The sequence below is a fragment of the Streptomyces sp. NPDC058335 genome (assembly GCF_042723915.1).
GTDB lineage: Bacteria > Actinomycetota > Actinomycetes > Streptomycetales > Streptomycetaceae > Streptomyces.
This window is the reverse complement of record NZ_JBHXHX010000015.1, coordinates 132829-147471: the sequence shown is the minus strand read 5'-3', so window position 1 is coordinate 147471 and position 14643 is coordinate 132829. Positions and strand designations below refer to the sequence as shown.

12 protein-coding genes and 1 pseudogene are annotated in these 14643 nt (G+C 72.5%); 2 read left to right on the top strand and 11 right to left on the bottom strand.

The window, feature by feature from the left end:
* Window positions 1-72: 72 nt before the first annotated feature.
* Complete coding sequence (locus ACFWJX_RS27860; protein ID WP_383248470.1) at window positions 73-1995, bottom strand: hypothetical protein; 1923 nt, start codon at window positions 1993-1995, stop codon at window positions 73-75.
* 90 nt (window positions 1996-2085) lie between these two features.
* Window positions 2086-2578, bottom strand: a pseudogene (locus tag ACFWJX_RS27855) (tetratricopeptide repeat protein).
* 102 nt (window positions 2579-2680) lie between these two features.
* On the opposite strand from ACFWJX_RS27855, the gene ACFWJX_RS27850 reads away from it, so the two are divergent.
* Window positions 2681-3121: a hypothetical protein gene (locus tag ACFWJX_RS27850; protein ID WP_383248468.1), complete on the top strand. Its 441-nt coding sequence runs from the start codon at window positions 2681-2683 to the stop codon at window positions 3119-3121.
* Between the two features lie 133 nt (window positions 3122-3254).
* Here the strand turns inward: ACFWJX_RS27850 and ACFWJX_RS27845 are convergent, their stop codons facing one another.
* The 8 genes from ACFWJX_RS27845 to ACFWJX_RS27810 all read right to left on the bottom strand — a co-directional run bounded on the left by ACFWJX_RS27845 (window position 3255) and on the right by ACFWJX_RS27810 (window position 12894).
* Window positions 3255-4811 (bottom strand): DUF1996 domain-containing protein, encoded by a 1557-nt coding sequence (locus ACFWJX_RS27845; protein WP_383248466.1) that lies wholly within the window; start codon window positions 4809-4811, stop codon window positions 3255-3257.
* 171 nt (window positions 4812-4982) lie between these two features.
* The gene (locus ACFWJX_RS27840; RefSeq protein WP_073496128.1) at window positions 4983-5633 is read right to left on the bottom strand and encodes a response regulator transcription factor; all 651 of its coding nucleotides are present in this window, start codon (window positions 5631-5633) and stop codon (window positions 4983-4985) included.
* Entirely contained in the window at window positions 5618-6886 is a 1269-nt protein-coding gene (locus tag ACFWJX_RS27835; protein ID WP_383248464.1) for a sensor histidine kinase, read from the bottom strand. The genes ACFWJX_RS27840 and ACFWJX_RS27835 overlap by 16 nt, the downstream gene beginning before the upstream one ends.
* A gap of 285 nt (window positions 6887-7171) precedes the next feature.
* A complete protein-coding gene (locus tag ACFWJX_RS27830) occupies window positions 7172-8173 on the bottom strand; it encodes an NAD-dependent epimerase/dehydratase family protein (RefSeq protein ID WP_383248462.1) in 1002 nt (333 codons plus the stop codon).
* Between the two features lie 60 nt (window positions 8174-8233).
* The gene (locus tag ACFWJX_RS27825) at window positions 8234-8818 is read right to left on the bottom strand and encodes a winged helix-turn-helix domain-containing protein (protein WP_383248460.1); all 585 of its coding nucleotides are present in this window, start codon (window positions 8816-8818) and stop codon (window positions 8234-8236) included.
* 351 nt (window positions 8819-9169) lie between these two features.
* Window positions 9170-10969, bottom strand: a complete 1800-nt coding sequence (locus tag ACFWJX_RS27820) for a HEAT repeat domain-containing protein (protein WP_383248458.1) — start codon at window positions 10967-10969, stop codon at window positions 9170-9172.
* Between the two features lie 112 nt (window positions 10970-11081).
* Window positions 11082-12113 carry a glutamine synthetase gene (glnII, locus tag ACFWJX_RS27815; RefSeq protein ID WP_383248456.1) on the bottom strand — a complete coding sequence of 344 codons (1032 nt, stop codon included), beginning with the start codon at window positions 12111-12113 and terminating at the stop codon, window positions 11082-11084.
* A gap of 286 nt (window positions 12114-12399) precedes the next feature.
* On the bottom strand, window positions 12400-12894 hold the full coding sequence (locus ACFWJX_RS27810; RefSeq protein ID WP_383248454.1) for a MarR family winged helix-turn-helix transcriptional regulator: 495 nt from the start codon (window positions 12892-12894) through the stop codon (window positions 12400-12402).
* A 67-nt stretch (window positions 12895-12961) separates the two neighbouring features.
* Here ACFWJX_RS27810 and ACFWJX_RS27805 point away from each other — a divergent pair, with 67 nt between their 5' ends.
* Window positions 12962-13813, top strand: coding sequence for an alpha/beta fold hydrolase (locus ACFWJX_RS27805; RefSeq protein ID WP_383248452.1), 852 nt, complete (start codon window positions 12962-12964; stop codon window positions 13811-13813).
* A 3-nt stretch (window positions 13814-13816) separates the two neighbouring features.
* On the opposite strand, the gene ACFWJX_RS27800 is transcribed toward ACFWJX_RS27805, so the two are convergent.
* The gene (locus ACFWJX_RS27800; protein ID WP_383248450.1) at window positions 13817-14515 is read right to left on the bottom strand and encodes a hypothetical protein; all 699 of its coding nucleotides are present in this window, start codon (window positions 14513-14515) and stop codon (window positions 13817-13819) included.
* Window positions 14516-14643: the final 128 nt, after the last annotated feature.

Below are 14643 nucleotides of genomic sequence, written 5' to 3'. Positions count from 1 at the left end.
ACGGACGACGGCACGGACGACGGCACGGACGACGGCACGGACGACGGCACGACGGACGGCACGGCCGACTCCTCAGCGCAGCCCGCGGATCGACCGCCCGCCCTCCAGCGTCCCCTCCAGCCCGGCCTGCGCGCCCTGCTTCGTCGGTACGGCCAGCAGGCTGCCCTTCCCGGACGCGCGCACCCCGCCCGTCGTCCGCACCGACTCGGTGTCCTTGTCACCGGCGGCGAGGAGGTACCAGGTGCCCGCCTCGGACTTCCACAGCACCCCGGCCAGCACATGCGGGTCCCGCGGACCGCAGGCCGGCACGTCCCCGGCCTGCGCCGTGACCGCCCCGAACAGCCCGCCCGGCGTGTGGAACTGGGCCAGCACCCGGCTCCCGTCGCCCCGCCAGGTGTCGGCGCGCGTGCACACCCACCCGGCCTGTCCGCCCGCGTCGGGCAGCGGCTGGCGCGCATACGCCCAGGCGTTGACCGACCGCACACCCTGCGCACGGACCTCGCCCAGCGAGCAGGCGAACGGCGCCCAGGTGCGCAGCGCCTCCGCGCCCGTGGCCTCCTTCGGCGCGGTGGGCCGGCCCGCGGTCAGCCGGGCGGGCACCAGCTCACCGAGGTCGCTCAGCAGATACGACCCGGAGGCGTCGGTCACCTGGAGCACGTTCCACGTGGTGCAGGCGCCGGGGCGGGTGGCGGGGCTGGACAGCGGCGAGGTGATGCCCTCGGTCAGGGGCAGGTCCATCACTCCGGCGCCCGGCTTCGACAGGTCCCGCTCGGCCGCCTTCGACACCCAGGGGGCCGTCAGATAGCGGACGTTGCCGTCGGCCCGGTCCAGGACCACCGCCGCCGCCTCGGCGCCGGTCGCGCCGTCCACCCGCGCGAAGTCCAGCGCCGCCCCCGCCGTGCCGTTCTTCGGCTCGGCGTAGCGGGCGATGCGCAGACCGTCGTACAGGATGACCACGCGGGCCGTGTCGACATCGCCCGCGTACAGCAGCTGGGGCGGGCCGGCGGGGCCGCCGGACGGGGTGCCGGGCGTCGACGAGACGCGGACCTGCTCGCCGGGGCGGGCCCAGACGGCGAGGGCGCGGCGCAGCAGCGCGTCGTCGCCGGTGAGGTCGCCGCGCGCGGGCCAGACGGAGAAGTCGGTGCGCGCGGAGGTCTTCCAGGCGGCGGGGGGGATCTTCACCAGCCGCCCGGGGTCGAGGGCGGCCTCGGCCGCCGGGTTCTGCGCGTACACCGGGGCGGCCGCTCCGTCGGGTCCCCAGCCGCCGCCGGGCAGCGCGACCAGGGCGCCGCACACGGCGAGTGCGGCCGCCGCGGCGAGCGCCGCCCTGGTGTGCTGGCGGCGCCGCATCAGGTCGGTGGGGCGGGCCTGGAGCGAGCAGGGGTCGAACTCGGGGGAGTCGAGCAGCGCGTACTGCGCGGCGACCGTGTCGGCCCCCCGCAGGGCGGCGTCCACGTCGTCGACGCCGGCCTCGGTCAGCACCTCGCGCACGTCGCCGTCGGGGAGTTTCTCCAGGCCGCGCAGGACGTAGGCGGCGCGGGCCGGGCCCGACAGCGCGGACAGCCGCTGGTCCAGGGCGAGTTCGTCGGCGCCGCCGGAGCGCGGGAAGAGGCGCAACCCCCACACCTGCGGCAGCAGCGGCGGCAGTTGGGCGCGCCTGGGCAGGGCCCGGCGCCGCAGCGGCAGGCCCGCCTCCAGCGCCGTACGGACGACCTGGAGACGGACGTAGGCGTAGCCCGGGTCGCCGTCGCGGGCGGTGGACTGGGAGGGGATGACCGGGGCCGAGGTGCGGCGCCGGGGCAGCGCGCGCTGGACGAGGGCGTGGGCGGTGAGGACACGCCTGCCGCGGCCGAGGCGGGGTGGCAGCACCAGATAGGCGAGCCGGACCAGACGCGGGTAGTGCTCGACGAGCGCGGCCTCGGCCTGCTCGACGTCGACGATCCGGTCGGCGGGGGAACCGGGTGCGGGGCGCGGGGCGACATCCTGTGACTGCACGTCCAGCAGAACGAGCGAGCCGGGGGATGGTCACCCCGGCCGGGCCGCTCGCTCCGGGACCCATGGGGGCCTCTTCGCGCTTCTTCGCGGCTACTCCGCCACCAGCGCTCGCGCGTGGCCCCCCATCTGCCGCTGGTAGCGCGGCAGATGGGGGGCCAGAACTTCCAGGACCAGCGAGAGGCCCTCGCGGTCGCGTCCCGGGCCGGGCAGGCACAGGGCCGGACAGGCGCGCAGAGTGTCGTGCAACTCGTCGGACGGAGCGTTCCGTTCGGGGTCGGCAGCTTGACTCCGTGCTCCGCCCGGCCGGAGTTCCGCAGCGAACCGGCGAGTTGGATCTTCGCCCGCCTGCACCGGCAGCCGTCGAGGCCGCGGGCCGGCGCCTCCCGGTGCAGCGGGACCGCAGTCTCCGAGTGGCCGGTGGAGTCCCACGCGCCGCCCTGCTCGAACGGGCGAGCGGGCTGTCCGGCGGCGGCTCGGCGACGAGCGCGTCGAGCACGGCCCGGAAGGCGGCCGTGTTCGTGTCCGGACGGTCGTCGAAGGTGGCCCAGGCGGCGGCCGGGCGGTCTTCCCGGTCTCGGGTCACCGGGTCACCCTCGCCCCGCCGCCCCGGAGGCCGCACCGGGTATTTTGAGCGCACCGCGCGCGGGAGCCGTATCCAGAGCGAGGCTCTCGCAGGGAGGAACAGATGAAGGTGACCCGACCGATGCTCGCGGTGACGGCGGCCGCCGCGGCGGCGGCGCTGGTGCTGACGGGCTGTGGTTCCGACGGCAGCACGGAGAACAGCGTCCCGGTGACCGCGACCGGCAGCCTGGAGCACCTGGCCGCCGAGGTGAAGTGCACGCCCGACATGCAGACCGACGCCGACGAACTCCGTCAGGCGCTCTGCAAGAACGCCGACGGCAAGTTCATCCTGCTGACGTTCGCCACCGACCGCGGCCAGCGCGAGTGGATCAACGGCGCCAAGGACTACGGCGGTCACTACCTGGTCGGCCGCAAGTGGGTGGCCGTGGGCGAGGAGACCAGCACCGTCACGGCGCTGCGGGACACGCTCGGCGGTGACATCGAGGAGGGCACGGACCACTCCGCGCACGAGCCGTCGGAGGGCGCGACGCACTCCGGACACTGAATTTCCGGAGAGGCGGACGGAAACACGGACGGAAACGCTTACGGATACGGAAACGTACCGGGAAACGCATACCGAAAGGCCGGCGGTGAGGAATCCTCACCGCCGGCCTTTCAGTGTGCTGTCAGACCTGGACCTACTTGCACTTCTTGCCGGTGTTGATGCAGTTGACCATCTTGTTCATCGTGTTCTGGGAGAAGAAGTTGATGAAGTCGTTGTGGTCGGTGATCGGCTTGTGCAGGTTCTCCGGGAAGGAGTCGACCGCGTACGGGTTCACCACCGTGCCGTTCTGGAGCTTGGGCGCCGGGACGTTGTAGACCAGGCGGACCTGGAGCTGCGGGATCGCCTTGAAACCGTTTGCACAGCTTCCGTTGGCCTGGACGAACGCGACGTGCGTGCGGTGGTTGGCGCTGTCGATGTTCTGGCCGTCCCAGCAGCTCTGGAAGTTGGTCGTACGGACGACCTGGCTGCCCTGCGGGCAGATCGGGTACTTGTCCTCCAGCTGCACCTTGTTCTCGAAGCCGGTGCAGCTCCAGTTGACGTTGGCGTTGCCGACACCGTTGACGAAGGCCTTGGCATCACCGGTGATGATGCGCAGCGCCGTCGGCATCGCGACGACCTTGCCCCGCTTGTTGCCGACGAACTTCAGCTGGGCCTGGGCCGGCTGGAGGATCTTGCCGACGTTGCCCTCCTTGCCGCCGCCGTCGTTGTTCTGGTCGAAGTCCTGCGAACCGTCCTGGAGACGCAGCACCGGCCAGAAGTACGACGACTTGTCGCCCTGGTTCTGGCAGCTGGTCTCGGCAGCCGCCAGCTCCTGGTCGCTGGCGAACGCGTCGTTGTTCTGGTTGCCGACGTAGTCGTGCAGGTGGTGCGCGCCGTTGGTGACACCGGGGGCGACGATCACGTTGTCCGTGTTGTGGTTGTCGTTGCCGTTGGTGCCGCAGACGCTGGTGAAGGTGCCGCGCGATCCGCCGTTGCCGTTCGCGGCGAGACCGTTGGCGCCCACGCCGAGCTGGGCGTTCCGCTGGACCTTGGTGATGTCGACGAAGTCCGCCGCCGCCGGGCCGTTACCGGCCTGGCCACCGCTGCCCTGCTGACCGTTGCCCTGGCCGCCGTCCTGCTGGCCGCCACCCTGCTCGCCACCGTTCTGGTCGCCACCGCCCTGCTGGCCGCCGCCCTGCTGGCCACCGTTCTGGTCGCCGCCGGCCTCGCCGGCATTGGTCTGCGCGCCCTGCGTCGTGCAGGCGGAGAGCTGGCTCAGGTCCTGGACCTGGCCGCCCGCGCGCTGGATGTTGATGCGGATCCGGTCGATCGTGGCGGTCCTCTTGTCCTTGAGGGGGCCGACGATCGCGTTCTGGACGAAACCGGTGTCATTGGTCTGCGCCTGGCGCGTGGAGGCGAGCCGGGCGTAGGCCTCGGTGATCTGCTTGTCGAGGTTCGCCAGCTCCCTGTCGACCCCCGAGCGTGCCCCGCTGGGCACGTTCGTCAACTTCTGCCCGACATCGGGGCAGGAGATGGTGGCCACCTGCGCGGCAGCGGCCTTGGTCTGGTTCTGCGACGAGTTCTTCGACTCGTGCGCAGAAGCGTAGAAGTTCGCCCAGATCAGCCCGCCCCCACCGAGCGCTAGGGCCGCCGACGCGGCTATGGCCTTGTTGGCCATCGACGAACGGCGTTTACGTGTGTTGCGTCCCATGGAACTCCTCTGACTTCCTTGCGGGGCAGCATCGAGGCGCCCGACAGGAGTGAAGCGGCGACTCTCCATACGCACGCCGCCCCGAAGGCGTTCAGCCGTCCCAGAAATTGATGAGAGGCCCGTGGGACAATTCCCCCTCAACAGCCGCACAGGGAACGGCCGTTGTGACGGTCACCGATCACGGTCCAGATAGGCCAGCACGGCCAGGACGCGCCGGTTGTCGTCGTCCGAGACCTCCAGACCCAGCTTGACGAAGATATTCGCGGTGTGTTTCGCCACGGCCCGCTCGGTGACGACCATCTTCTGGGCGATCGCCGCGTTCGACCGTCCCTGCGCCATCAGCTCCATCACCTCCCGCTCGCGAGGCGTCAGCCGGGCCAACGGCCGGTCGTCACCGCGCCGGGCCAGCAGCTGCTGGATCACCTGCGGGTCCATCGCGGTCCCGCCCGCCGCGACCCGCCGTACGGCGTCCACGAACTGTTCCGCGTCGAAGACCCGGTCCTTCAGCAGATAGCCCACCCCGCCGCTGCCGTCGGCGAGCAGCTCGCGCGCGTACAGCTGCTCCACGTGCTGGGACAGGACCAGCACCGGCAGGCCCGGCCGCTCCCGACGGGCCCGCAGCGCGCACTGGAGACCCTCGTCGGTGTGGGTCGGCGGAAGCCGGACGTCGACCACGGCGACGTCCGGCTTCAGTTCGGCGAGGGCCCGCTCCAGCTCGGGTCCGCTCTCGACGGCGGCGGCTATCTCGAAGCCGAACGCCTCCAGGAGCCGGACGAGTCCGTCCCGTAGCAGGAACAGGTCTTCGGCTAGGACAACACGCACGGAATCTCCATGGTCACCATGGTGGGACCGCCCGCCGGGGAGCTGACGGCCAGGACGCCGTCGAATGTACCCAGTCGCCGCTCGACCCCGGCCAGTCCCGAGCCGGCCCCGATCGCCGCGCCGCCCTTGCCGTTGTCGGTGACCGAGATCCGCAGATGGCCGTCCGCGTGATGCAGATCGACCCAGACGCGGTCGGCGCCGGAGTGTTTGACGGCGTTGGTGAGCACCTCGCTGACCGCGAAGTACGCTGCCGACTCCACGGGGGCGTCGGTCCGGCCGGGCAGCTCCACGGTCACCTCGCTGGGCGTCGGCAGCCGTAGCGCCAAGGCCCGTACGGCGTCGCCCAGTCCGCGTTCGGCGAGCACCGGCGGGTGGATGCCGCGCACCAGGTCGCGCAGTTCGGCGAGGGCGTCCGCGGAGGACCGGCGGGCCTGGGCGAGGAGTTGCTTGGCCTGCTCGGGGTCCTTGTCGACGAGCATCTCGACCGTCCCGAGGTCCATGCCCATCGCCACCAGGCGGGCCTGGGCCCCGTCGTGCAGGTCGCGCTCGATGCGCCGCAGCTCGGAGGCCGAGGTGTCCACGGCGTCCCGCCGCGTCTCCGTCAACACCCGTACGCGCTCGGCCAGTTCGGCCTGGCTGGGGGTGAGTACGGCCCGGGTCAGGCGGAAGTGGGCCTGGAAGGCGCTCACCGTGTACCGGTGGGCGACGACCAGCAGGACGGCGCCCAGGGCCGCGGCGCCCAGCGCGGAGGTCTGGTCGGACACGGGCACGAACCCGTACCAGTAGGGGGCGTCGTCGTACACCCGCCACAGCCCGAACGCCAGCGCGAACCCCTCCAGCGGGTAGAGGACCAGGACCGCCGGCAGCAGCGCCGTCAGGAACCCCGCCGTCATGTCCACCGGCAGCCACCGCAGGTCCCGCCAGGTCGCCGGGTCGCGCAGCATCGCGAAGGTGCGCGTCCAGGGGTTGGCGCCCTCGGGTATCGGCCGGTACGCCGACGGGATGCGCACCCCGCCCCACTCGGCGGCGAGCACCCGCCGCCAGTTCGCGAACATGCGCACACCGGTCAGGACGTAGGGCGTGGTGACGATGCCGACGCCGATGGGGATGAGGGCGATCGACACGGCGGTGAGGGTGAAGCACAGGACGGCCAGCGGGAGGGAGACCACGGCCAGCACGAACCCGCGCCCGGCGGCCCGCAGCATGCCCCGAGCCCTCGAACCGCCGCCGTCGCCCTTCGTGTTGGTGTTCATGCCCGTCAGTCTGGCCGACCGGCGGGCCGGCGGCACTGGGCCGAACCCCCGGGTCGGGAGGTGGTGTCAGGTACACCTGCGCCGGGAGTCCTGGCTGGCGTGGGGCGGCCAAGGGCTGCTCCGCACGGGCTGCTCGGCCGGGAGTCCTGGCTGCCGTGGGGAGGCCAAGGGCTGCTCCGCACGCGTTGCTTGGCCGGGAGTCCTGGCTGGCGTGGGGAGGCCGAAGGGCTGCTCCGTACGGGCTGCTTGTCCCGTAGTCCTAGCCGCCGCGGGGTAGCCGAACGGCTACTCCGCACCCGCTGCCAGGACCTTCGCCTCCACCTCCGGGTCCAGACCCTTCTGCGGCCGGTCCGGACGCCGGGGTGCCTCCCCGCCGATCTCCTGGAGCCACCGCCAGGTGTCGGCGACGGTCTCCCCGACCGGCCGGCAGGTCAGTCCGGTGGCCACCGCCCGTGAGACGTCCGCCGAGTGCAGGGCGTCGTGCATGTCGCTGCCCGGCGGCACCCACACGGGCAGTTGCGTCCACGGTTCGATGCCCGCGTCGAGGACGGTCTCCGGCGCGGTCCAGCGCAGTTCGGCCGGACCGCCGGTGACCCGCACACATGCCTCCAGCAACTCACCCATGGTGGCGTGTCCTTGGGGACTGATGAGGTTGAACGGCCCGCTGAGCCCCTGCTCCACCGCCCCGAGGATCCACTCGGCGAGATCGCGGACATCGACGTACTGAAGGGGCAGTTCGCGCGGTCCCGGTGCCAGGACCGGACCGCCGCGGGCCGTCCGGGTCAGCCACCAGGGCAGCCGGCCGACGTTCTCGTACGGCCCGAGGATCAGCCCGGCCCGTACGAGAACGGAGTCCGCCGCCCCGAACGCGTCGACGGCGGCCAGCTCGCCGCCCCGCTTGTCGCGGGGGTAGTCGGTCTGCTCCGCGTCGGGCTCGGCGCCCTCGACGAGCGGCGCGTCCTCGGCGTACCCGGCGGGCGGGGCCCAGGCGTACACCGAGCAGCTCGACACGTACACATACCGGCGGGCGCGGCCCCGCAGCAGCCGCGCCGCCTCGTGCACCGCGCGGGGCGCCGCCGACCAGGTGTCGACGACGGCGTCCCACTCGCCGTCCGTCAGGGCGTCGAGACCGCCGGGCGCGGTCCGGTCGCCGACCAGGGTCCGCGCACCGGGGACGGGAGCGTGCCGCCCCCGGTTGAGGACGGTCACCTCCCAGCCGCGCCCGAGGGCCGCCTCGACGACGGCCCGTCCCGCGAACTCCGTACCACCCAGCACCAGAAGTCTCATGCCGGTGACTCTGCCCGGCCGGACGGCGGGAGGGAACCGTCCTCTGCCGTCAGCAGAGGATCAGCGGCCGGTCGGCGGGGTGTACTTGTAACCCACCCGGCGCACGGTCTGGATCGCCCGGCGGTGCTCCGCGCCCAGCTTGCGGCGCAGCCGGGCGATGTGGACGTCGACGGTACGGCCGTCGCCCACATGTCCGTAGCCCCACACGGTGGTGACGAGCTGGTCGCGGGTGTGCACCCGGTTCGGGTGCGCGACGAGATGCGCGAGCAGCTCGAACTCCAGGTAGGTCAGTTCGAGTTCACGCCCGCTCACCCAGGCGGTGCGCTGCACGGAGTCGATCCGCACGAGCGCCTCCCCGTCGGCCGCGGCCTCGCCGTCCACCGGCTGGGAGGCCACCGGCCGGTCGGGCACCGCCACCGGCGGGAACGGCGGCTGCTGGTCGGCCGGGACGAGCACCAGGTAGCCGATCATCGGCGGCTGTCCCGGCAGGATGGGCAGGGTGTGCTGCGGAGCGGGCAGCCAGGTGGCACCCGGCGGCAGGAGGTCCGTCACGTCCACGACCTCGTCGCGGTCCACCGCACGGAGGCGGTGCCGGGCCGGGGCGGGGAGGGCGGGGGCGTCGGAGAGGGAACGAGTGGTCGCCATGAGAGGTCAGCTCTTTCACGCGAGAGGTTCGTCAGGAGGCGACGGCCGCGATTCGTGGTCGGGCTCGTCGGGGGACGTACGTCGTTCGCGCCGGCCGAAGACCGGGGGTAACGGCTTTAGAGGGCCGGCGCGTTCGTCGCGCGGCAACACACCCGGTCGAAGTCGTGGTGCTGACGGGAAGGCCAGAACGGCTCGAGGTCATGGCGACCCGTCGCGGTGTGCTGCTGGAAGCTGGCCATGCGCCCATTGAAGCAGACACCCGCCCCGGACAGGAGCCTCCTCTCACTGCTTGGACGACGCGCGGGCGACTCCGGGACCGCTCCTGGGTGTGTCCGTGGCGTGAAAGGAACGTCAATCCACGATGCGGGCGGTCTCCAGCAGGTTCCGGACGGCGGTCCGCGAGACGTAGTCCGCGTGGAGTTCGGGCCCGGACATGAAGTCGTGGACGATCCGCCGCCGTGACTCGACGCCACGGCGCAGAGGTTCCACGGCGAAGCGGGGGAGCAGCCCCATCTCGGTGAGCGTGTGAACGGGGTGGGTCAGGCCGGCGTAGATCCTTCCCCACTCGAGCGCCTGCCGGGCCAGCGGTTCCAGGGTGTCCTCGGTGCGGCCGGTGATGCGCCAGACGGCCAGCGCGGCGACGGCCCCGCCGTCGCGGGTGAGGCACGGCTCGATGAACGGCAGCAGGGGCGCGGCCGCGGGACCGAGCCGGCTCGCCCACTCCATCGTCGTGGACGGGCCGAAGGCGGTCATCTCCTCCCGGAAGAAGTCCAGCGCCGGCCCGGGGTCCCCGGTGACCCGGTGGTACGCCAGCCCCGCTACCGCCGAGACCGAGGAGTGGGCGCGTTCGGTCACACAGGCCAGCAGTGCCCGCCCGGCCGCGTTGCCGGCGGCCGGACCGAGCCGGTCGAGCAGGGCGACCACGACCGGCGGGTACCCGGTGCCCGCGCGGGCGAGCAGCGCGGTGAGGTCGTCGACCGCCTCCAGCGCCACCTCCGGGAACCTGGCCAGCAGTTCGACCAGATGCGGGTGGCCGTCCGGCATCCGCCGGGCTATCGCCCGCGCCACGGTCACGGCCTCCGCGCCGAACTCGTCGGCCACCGCGGCGGCGGCCCGCACGGTTCCGTACGAGCCCGGCATCTCCTCGACCAGCCGCACGGTCTCCCCGACGGCCACCGGCACGCGCGCGCGGGCCAGCACGGTGACGGCCTCCGCCCTGACGTCCGGGGCCCCGGACGCGAGGCACGGCAGCACATGGTCACGCACACGCGCGTGCAGCTCCGCCGGCAGCGCGCAGGTCAGCTGCGCCAGCTGGTTCAGCCCCCGGTCCTCGTGCTCACCCGTCTCGGCCAGCGCCCACGGCAGCACGTCCGCCTCCAGGTCCCGCCAGCGCCCGGTGATCTCGTAGGCGATCGGCACACCCCCGGCGAGAGCCCGCAGGGCGGCCTCGGCGTCGTCCAGGAGCCGCTCGGTGAACACCCGGTGCGGCTGGGGCCACAGGGTGATGTCCGGCTCGTGCGGATCGGCCCTGAAGGCCCGCGCGCAGTGGTCGACCAGCGGTGCGGGCAGCGGCAGTCCGGCGGTGCGCAGCAGGTCCTCGGCGGCGGCGAGCGCGACGCGCGGTTCGGGGTCGGTGAGCAGGGAGTGCCGCCACGCGCCGTCGCCCGGTTCGAGGAGCGCGAGCGCGGTCACCAGGTGGGCCCGCACCAGCGGGTCGGTCTCCCGCTCCAGCCGGGCCCACAGCAGCGGCAGGGTGTCCGGCCGGCCGGCCGCGCCGATCAGCAGCACCATCGCGTCCCGTACGTCCGTGTCGGCGTCGTCGGCGAAGGGCAGCAGGGGTGGCAGTGCGTCCGCCACCGCCCGCTCGGCCGGATCCTGTTCGTCGGGCCAGTCGGTTCTCTGCGCCAGGCCGGCGAGCAGCCGCAGCAGGTCCACCCGGTGGCCGGGCCCCTCGAGGGCGAGCCGGGTCAGCTCCGGCACGGCGCCCGCGGTCGCCACGGCGAGGTCGTCTTCGTTGTAGGTCGCGGAGGCCAGCCAGTCCATCGCCTCCTCGCGGACGTCCGGGTCCGTGGACTCCATCGCCCGCAGCAACCCGGACACGTCCCCCGCCGAGCCGTACGCCTTCGCCTCTGCCACCCCGTCGGTCCCCATGACAGCGCACGATACGCAGAAGGGGCGCCCACCGAGTCGGCGGGCGCCCCTTCCGGGAAGAGTCCGGGACCAGATCCGGGAAGCCCCGGATCAAGCCTGGCTCAGGCCGGGATCAGACCTGGTCGGCCTTCTCCAGCGCGGAACAGCAGGTGTCCACGATCAGGCGGGTCACCAGGTACGGGTCCACGTTGGCGTTCGGACGGCGGTCCTCGATGTAACCCTTGCCGTCCTTCTCGACCTGCCACGGGATGCGGACCGAGGCGCCACGGTTGGAGACGCCGTAGGAGTACTCGTTCCACGGGGCGGTCTCGTGCAGACCGGTCAGGCGGTCGTCGATGCCGGCGCCGTAGTGCTTGACGTGGTCGAGCGGCTTGGAGCCCTCACCGAGCGACTCGCACGCGGTGATGATCGCCTCGTACGTCTCGCGCATCGCCTTGGTGGAGAAGTTGGTGTGCGCGCCGGCGCCGTTCCAGTCGCCCTTGACCGGCTTCGGGTCGAGGGTGGCGGCGATGTCGAAGTCCTCGGCGGTGCGGTAGAGCAGCCAGCGGGACACCCACAGCTGGTCGGAGACCTCCAGCGGGGCGAGCGGGCCGACCTGGAACTCCCACTGGCCGGGCATGACCTCGGCGTTGATGCCGGAGATGCCCAGGCCCGCCTTCAGGCAGTTGTCCAGGTGCGCCTCGACGACGTCTCGGCCGAAGATCTCGTCGGCGCCGACACCGCAGTAGTAGCCGCCCTGCGGGGCGGGGAAGCCGCCCTTGGGGAAGCCGAGCGGGTAACCGTCCTTGAAGAACGTGTACTCCTGCTCGATGCCGAAGATCGGCTCCTGCGCGGCGAACCTCTCGGCGACCTCGGCCAGCGCGGCACGCGTGTTGGACTCGTGCGGCGTCATGTCGATGTTGAGGACCTCGCACAGCACGAGGATGTCGTCGCCACCGCGGATCGGGTCGGGGCAGGTGAAGACCGGCTTGAGGACACGGTCCGAGGCGTGGCCCTCGGCCTGGTTCGTGGACGACCCGTCGAAGCCCCAGATCGGCAGCGCGTCCAGACCCACGGGCTCACCCGTCATGATCTTGGTCTTGGAACGGAGCTTGGCCGTCGGCTGGGTGCCGTCGATCCAGATGTACTCAGCCTTGAAGGTCACGGGCCACTTCCTTCGGGGGTGGGTCAGACGCACTTGCGGGTGCTGCGGCGCTGCGGCACTGGGGCGCCGCACTCGATGCCCGGCAGCCTGTCAACAGGCGATTTCCCGGTCATTGCTCGAATGTGAACCCCGTGTTACCTGGGGGTTCTGTGGTGCGTCTCACGGTGTGAGGACGACGGCCCGGACGGGAGTTGCCGTTCGCGCTCGCAGACGCGGGCGTGCCCGCGGGGGCGCGAGCACTCGTATGCGATGGGAATGACCGGGCCGCCGCGGGGCATGCCCGTGGTCAGTCCGCCGTCGCGGCCGCCTCCCGTACGCCGGCCAGGAAGCCGCGGATCGCCGCCAGCTCCCCCTCGTCGTAGCCAGCCAGCAGCTCCACCGCGCGCCCGATGAGCGGGCCGAAGAAGGCCTGGCCCAGCGCCACGGCCCGCTCATCCACCTCGACGACCACCTGCCGCCGGTCCGCCCGGCCGCGCTCCCGCCGCACGTGCCCGGCGCGCTCCAGCCGGTCGATGACGGAGGTCGTGCCCGCCGAGTTCAGGCCGAGCGCCGCGCCGAGCCGCCCCGCGGTCGTCTCCTCGCCTGCCCGCCGGGCGTCCATGAGGGCGATCAGCGCGCGTACGTCGGTCGGGTGCATGTCGTTGCGATTCGCGAACCGCGCGCTGTGCAGGCCGAGTTCGACCGTCACCGCGCGCAGCAGATGGACGATCTCCATCTCGGGGCCTCCGCTCGCGGGGCCTTCGCCTTTCGGTTCTTCGCTCGCCGGGCCTTCGTCGGTCATGCGGTGGCCTCCGGGGTTACTATCTCGCTCGTCGGACATCTCGTTGGGCGAGATAATAGGGGGCTCGATGAACACGTACGACCACGACGCCTTCCGCGCGGCCTACGGCAAGGTCCTGGCCAAGTGGCCCGCCGACCGGGAGTCGGTGACCGTCCCCACCCCGTTCGGGCCGGCCCACGTCAACGCCTGCGGACCGCGCGACGCGCCCCCGCTGGTTCTCCTGCCCGGCGGCGGGGGAGCGACCTCGGCGTCCTGGTACGCGCAGGCGGCGGAACCGGGCCGGGACCGGCGCGTCCTCGCCGTCGACCTGGTCGGCGCCGCCGGCCTCAGCGGCACGGACGGCGGACCGGCCCCGCGCACGGTCGAAGACCTGGTGGTCTGGCTGGACGCGGTGCTCGACGGCCTGGGCGTCCGGGAGGTGTCCCTGGGCGGCCATTCCTACGGCGCCTGGATCGCCCTGCACTACGCCATGCGCGCGCCCGGAAGGGTGCGCCGCCTGTTCCTCCTCGACCCGACCCAGTGCTTCGCCGGGTACACGGCGGCGTACCTGCTCCACGCGCTGCCGATGCTGCTGCGGCCCACCCCGCGCCGGGTCCGCGCCTTCCTCGCCTGGGAGACCGGGGGAGCGGCCCTCGACCCCGACTGGCTGCGCCTCCAGGAGGCGGCCGCCGGCTTCCCGGCCGCGAAGCCGGTCACCGGGCCGCGTCCGTCGCCGGAGCGGCTGCGGGGCCTGGACGTGCCGGTCCTGCTGTTCGTGGCCGCGAACAGCAGGACGCATGACACATGGCAGGTGACGACCCGGGCCGGCGAGCTGCTGCCGCGTGTCGAGACCGTCGTCCTGCCGGACGTCTCCCATCACGCGCTGCCACCCGGCGCACCCTCCGAACTGGGCCGCCGCCTCAGGGAGTTCCTTTCCTGAGCGTCACCCCACCTTCTCGATCAGGGCCCGGCGGATGAGGAACTTGCCGGGCTCACGGACCTGTTCGAAGGCAGCGTTGTTCAGCAGCGCGCAACTGCCGGAGGCCGAGGTCACCTCGACGGTCGTGGACTTGTTGTTGTCCAGGTTGGTCACCTTCAGCTTCGTCCCCACCGGGAACTGGTTGCTGGACGCGGCCGGGGCGCCCGCCTCACCGGAGAGCGTGACGGTCGAGCCGTTGCAGACCTGCCGGCCGGACGCTGCGCCGCCGCCCCCGTTTCCCGCGTCCCCGGCGTTGTCGGCCGGGGCGCTCTGCGGCGGCTGGGCGGGCGGAGTGGCCTGCTGTCCGCCGCCCTGCTGGCCGTTCTGCGCCGGCTGCGTCGCCTGGGAGCCCTGAGCCGACTCCCCAACGACGCAACCCGACGCCTCCTGCTGGACCTTGATCTGCGCGACGACCGCTTCGCGGTTGGTGATCCGGGCCGCTGACTGCGCGTCCGGGTTCGCCCGCTGGTCCTCGATGAACCGCTGGTTGTTGCCGAGGGCGGTGGCGAGCCCCTGGCAGACGGTCGACTCGGCCGCCGTCTGCGGGCTCTGCGCGGCGTTGGAGGTGGCCGCCATGACGAAGGCACCACATCCCGCCACCGTCGCGGCGCCCACCAGCAGCGCGATCTTCTTCTTCGTGCCGAGAGTTCTCCTGCGCGACATCCGCGCCTCCTGAGGGGTAGGGGAGCGTACGCCGCTATGTACGAGATACCGAACGAGGTTGCTCAGCGGTTACAGGAGCCAGTGGAAGTGGCGTGTGTCACACGGGTGTTCAGTGCTCCCGCTCGGCA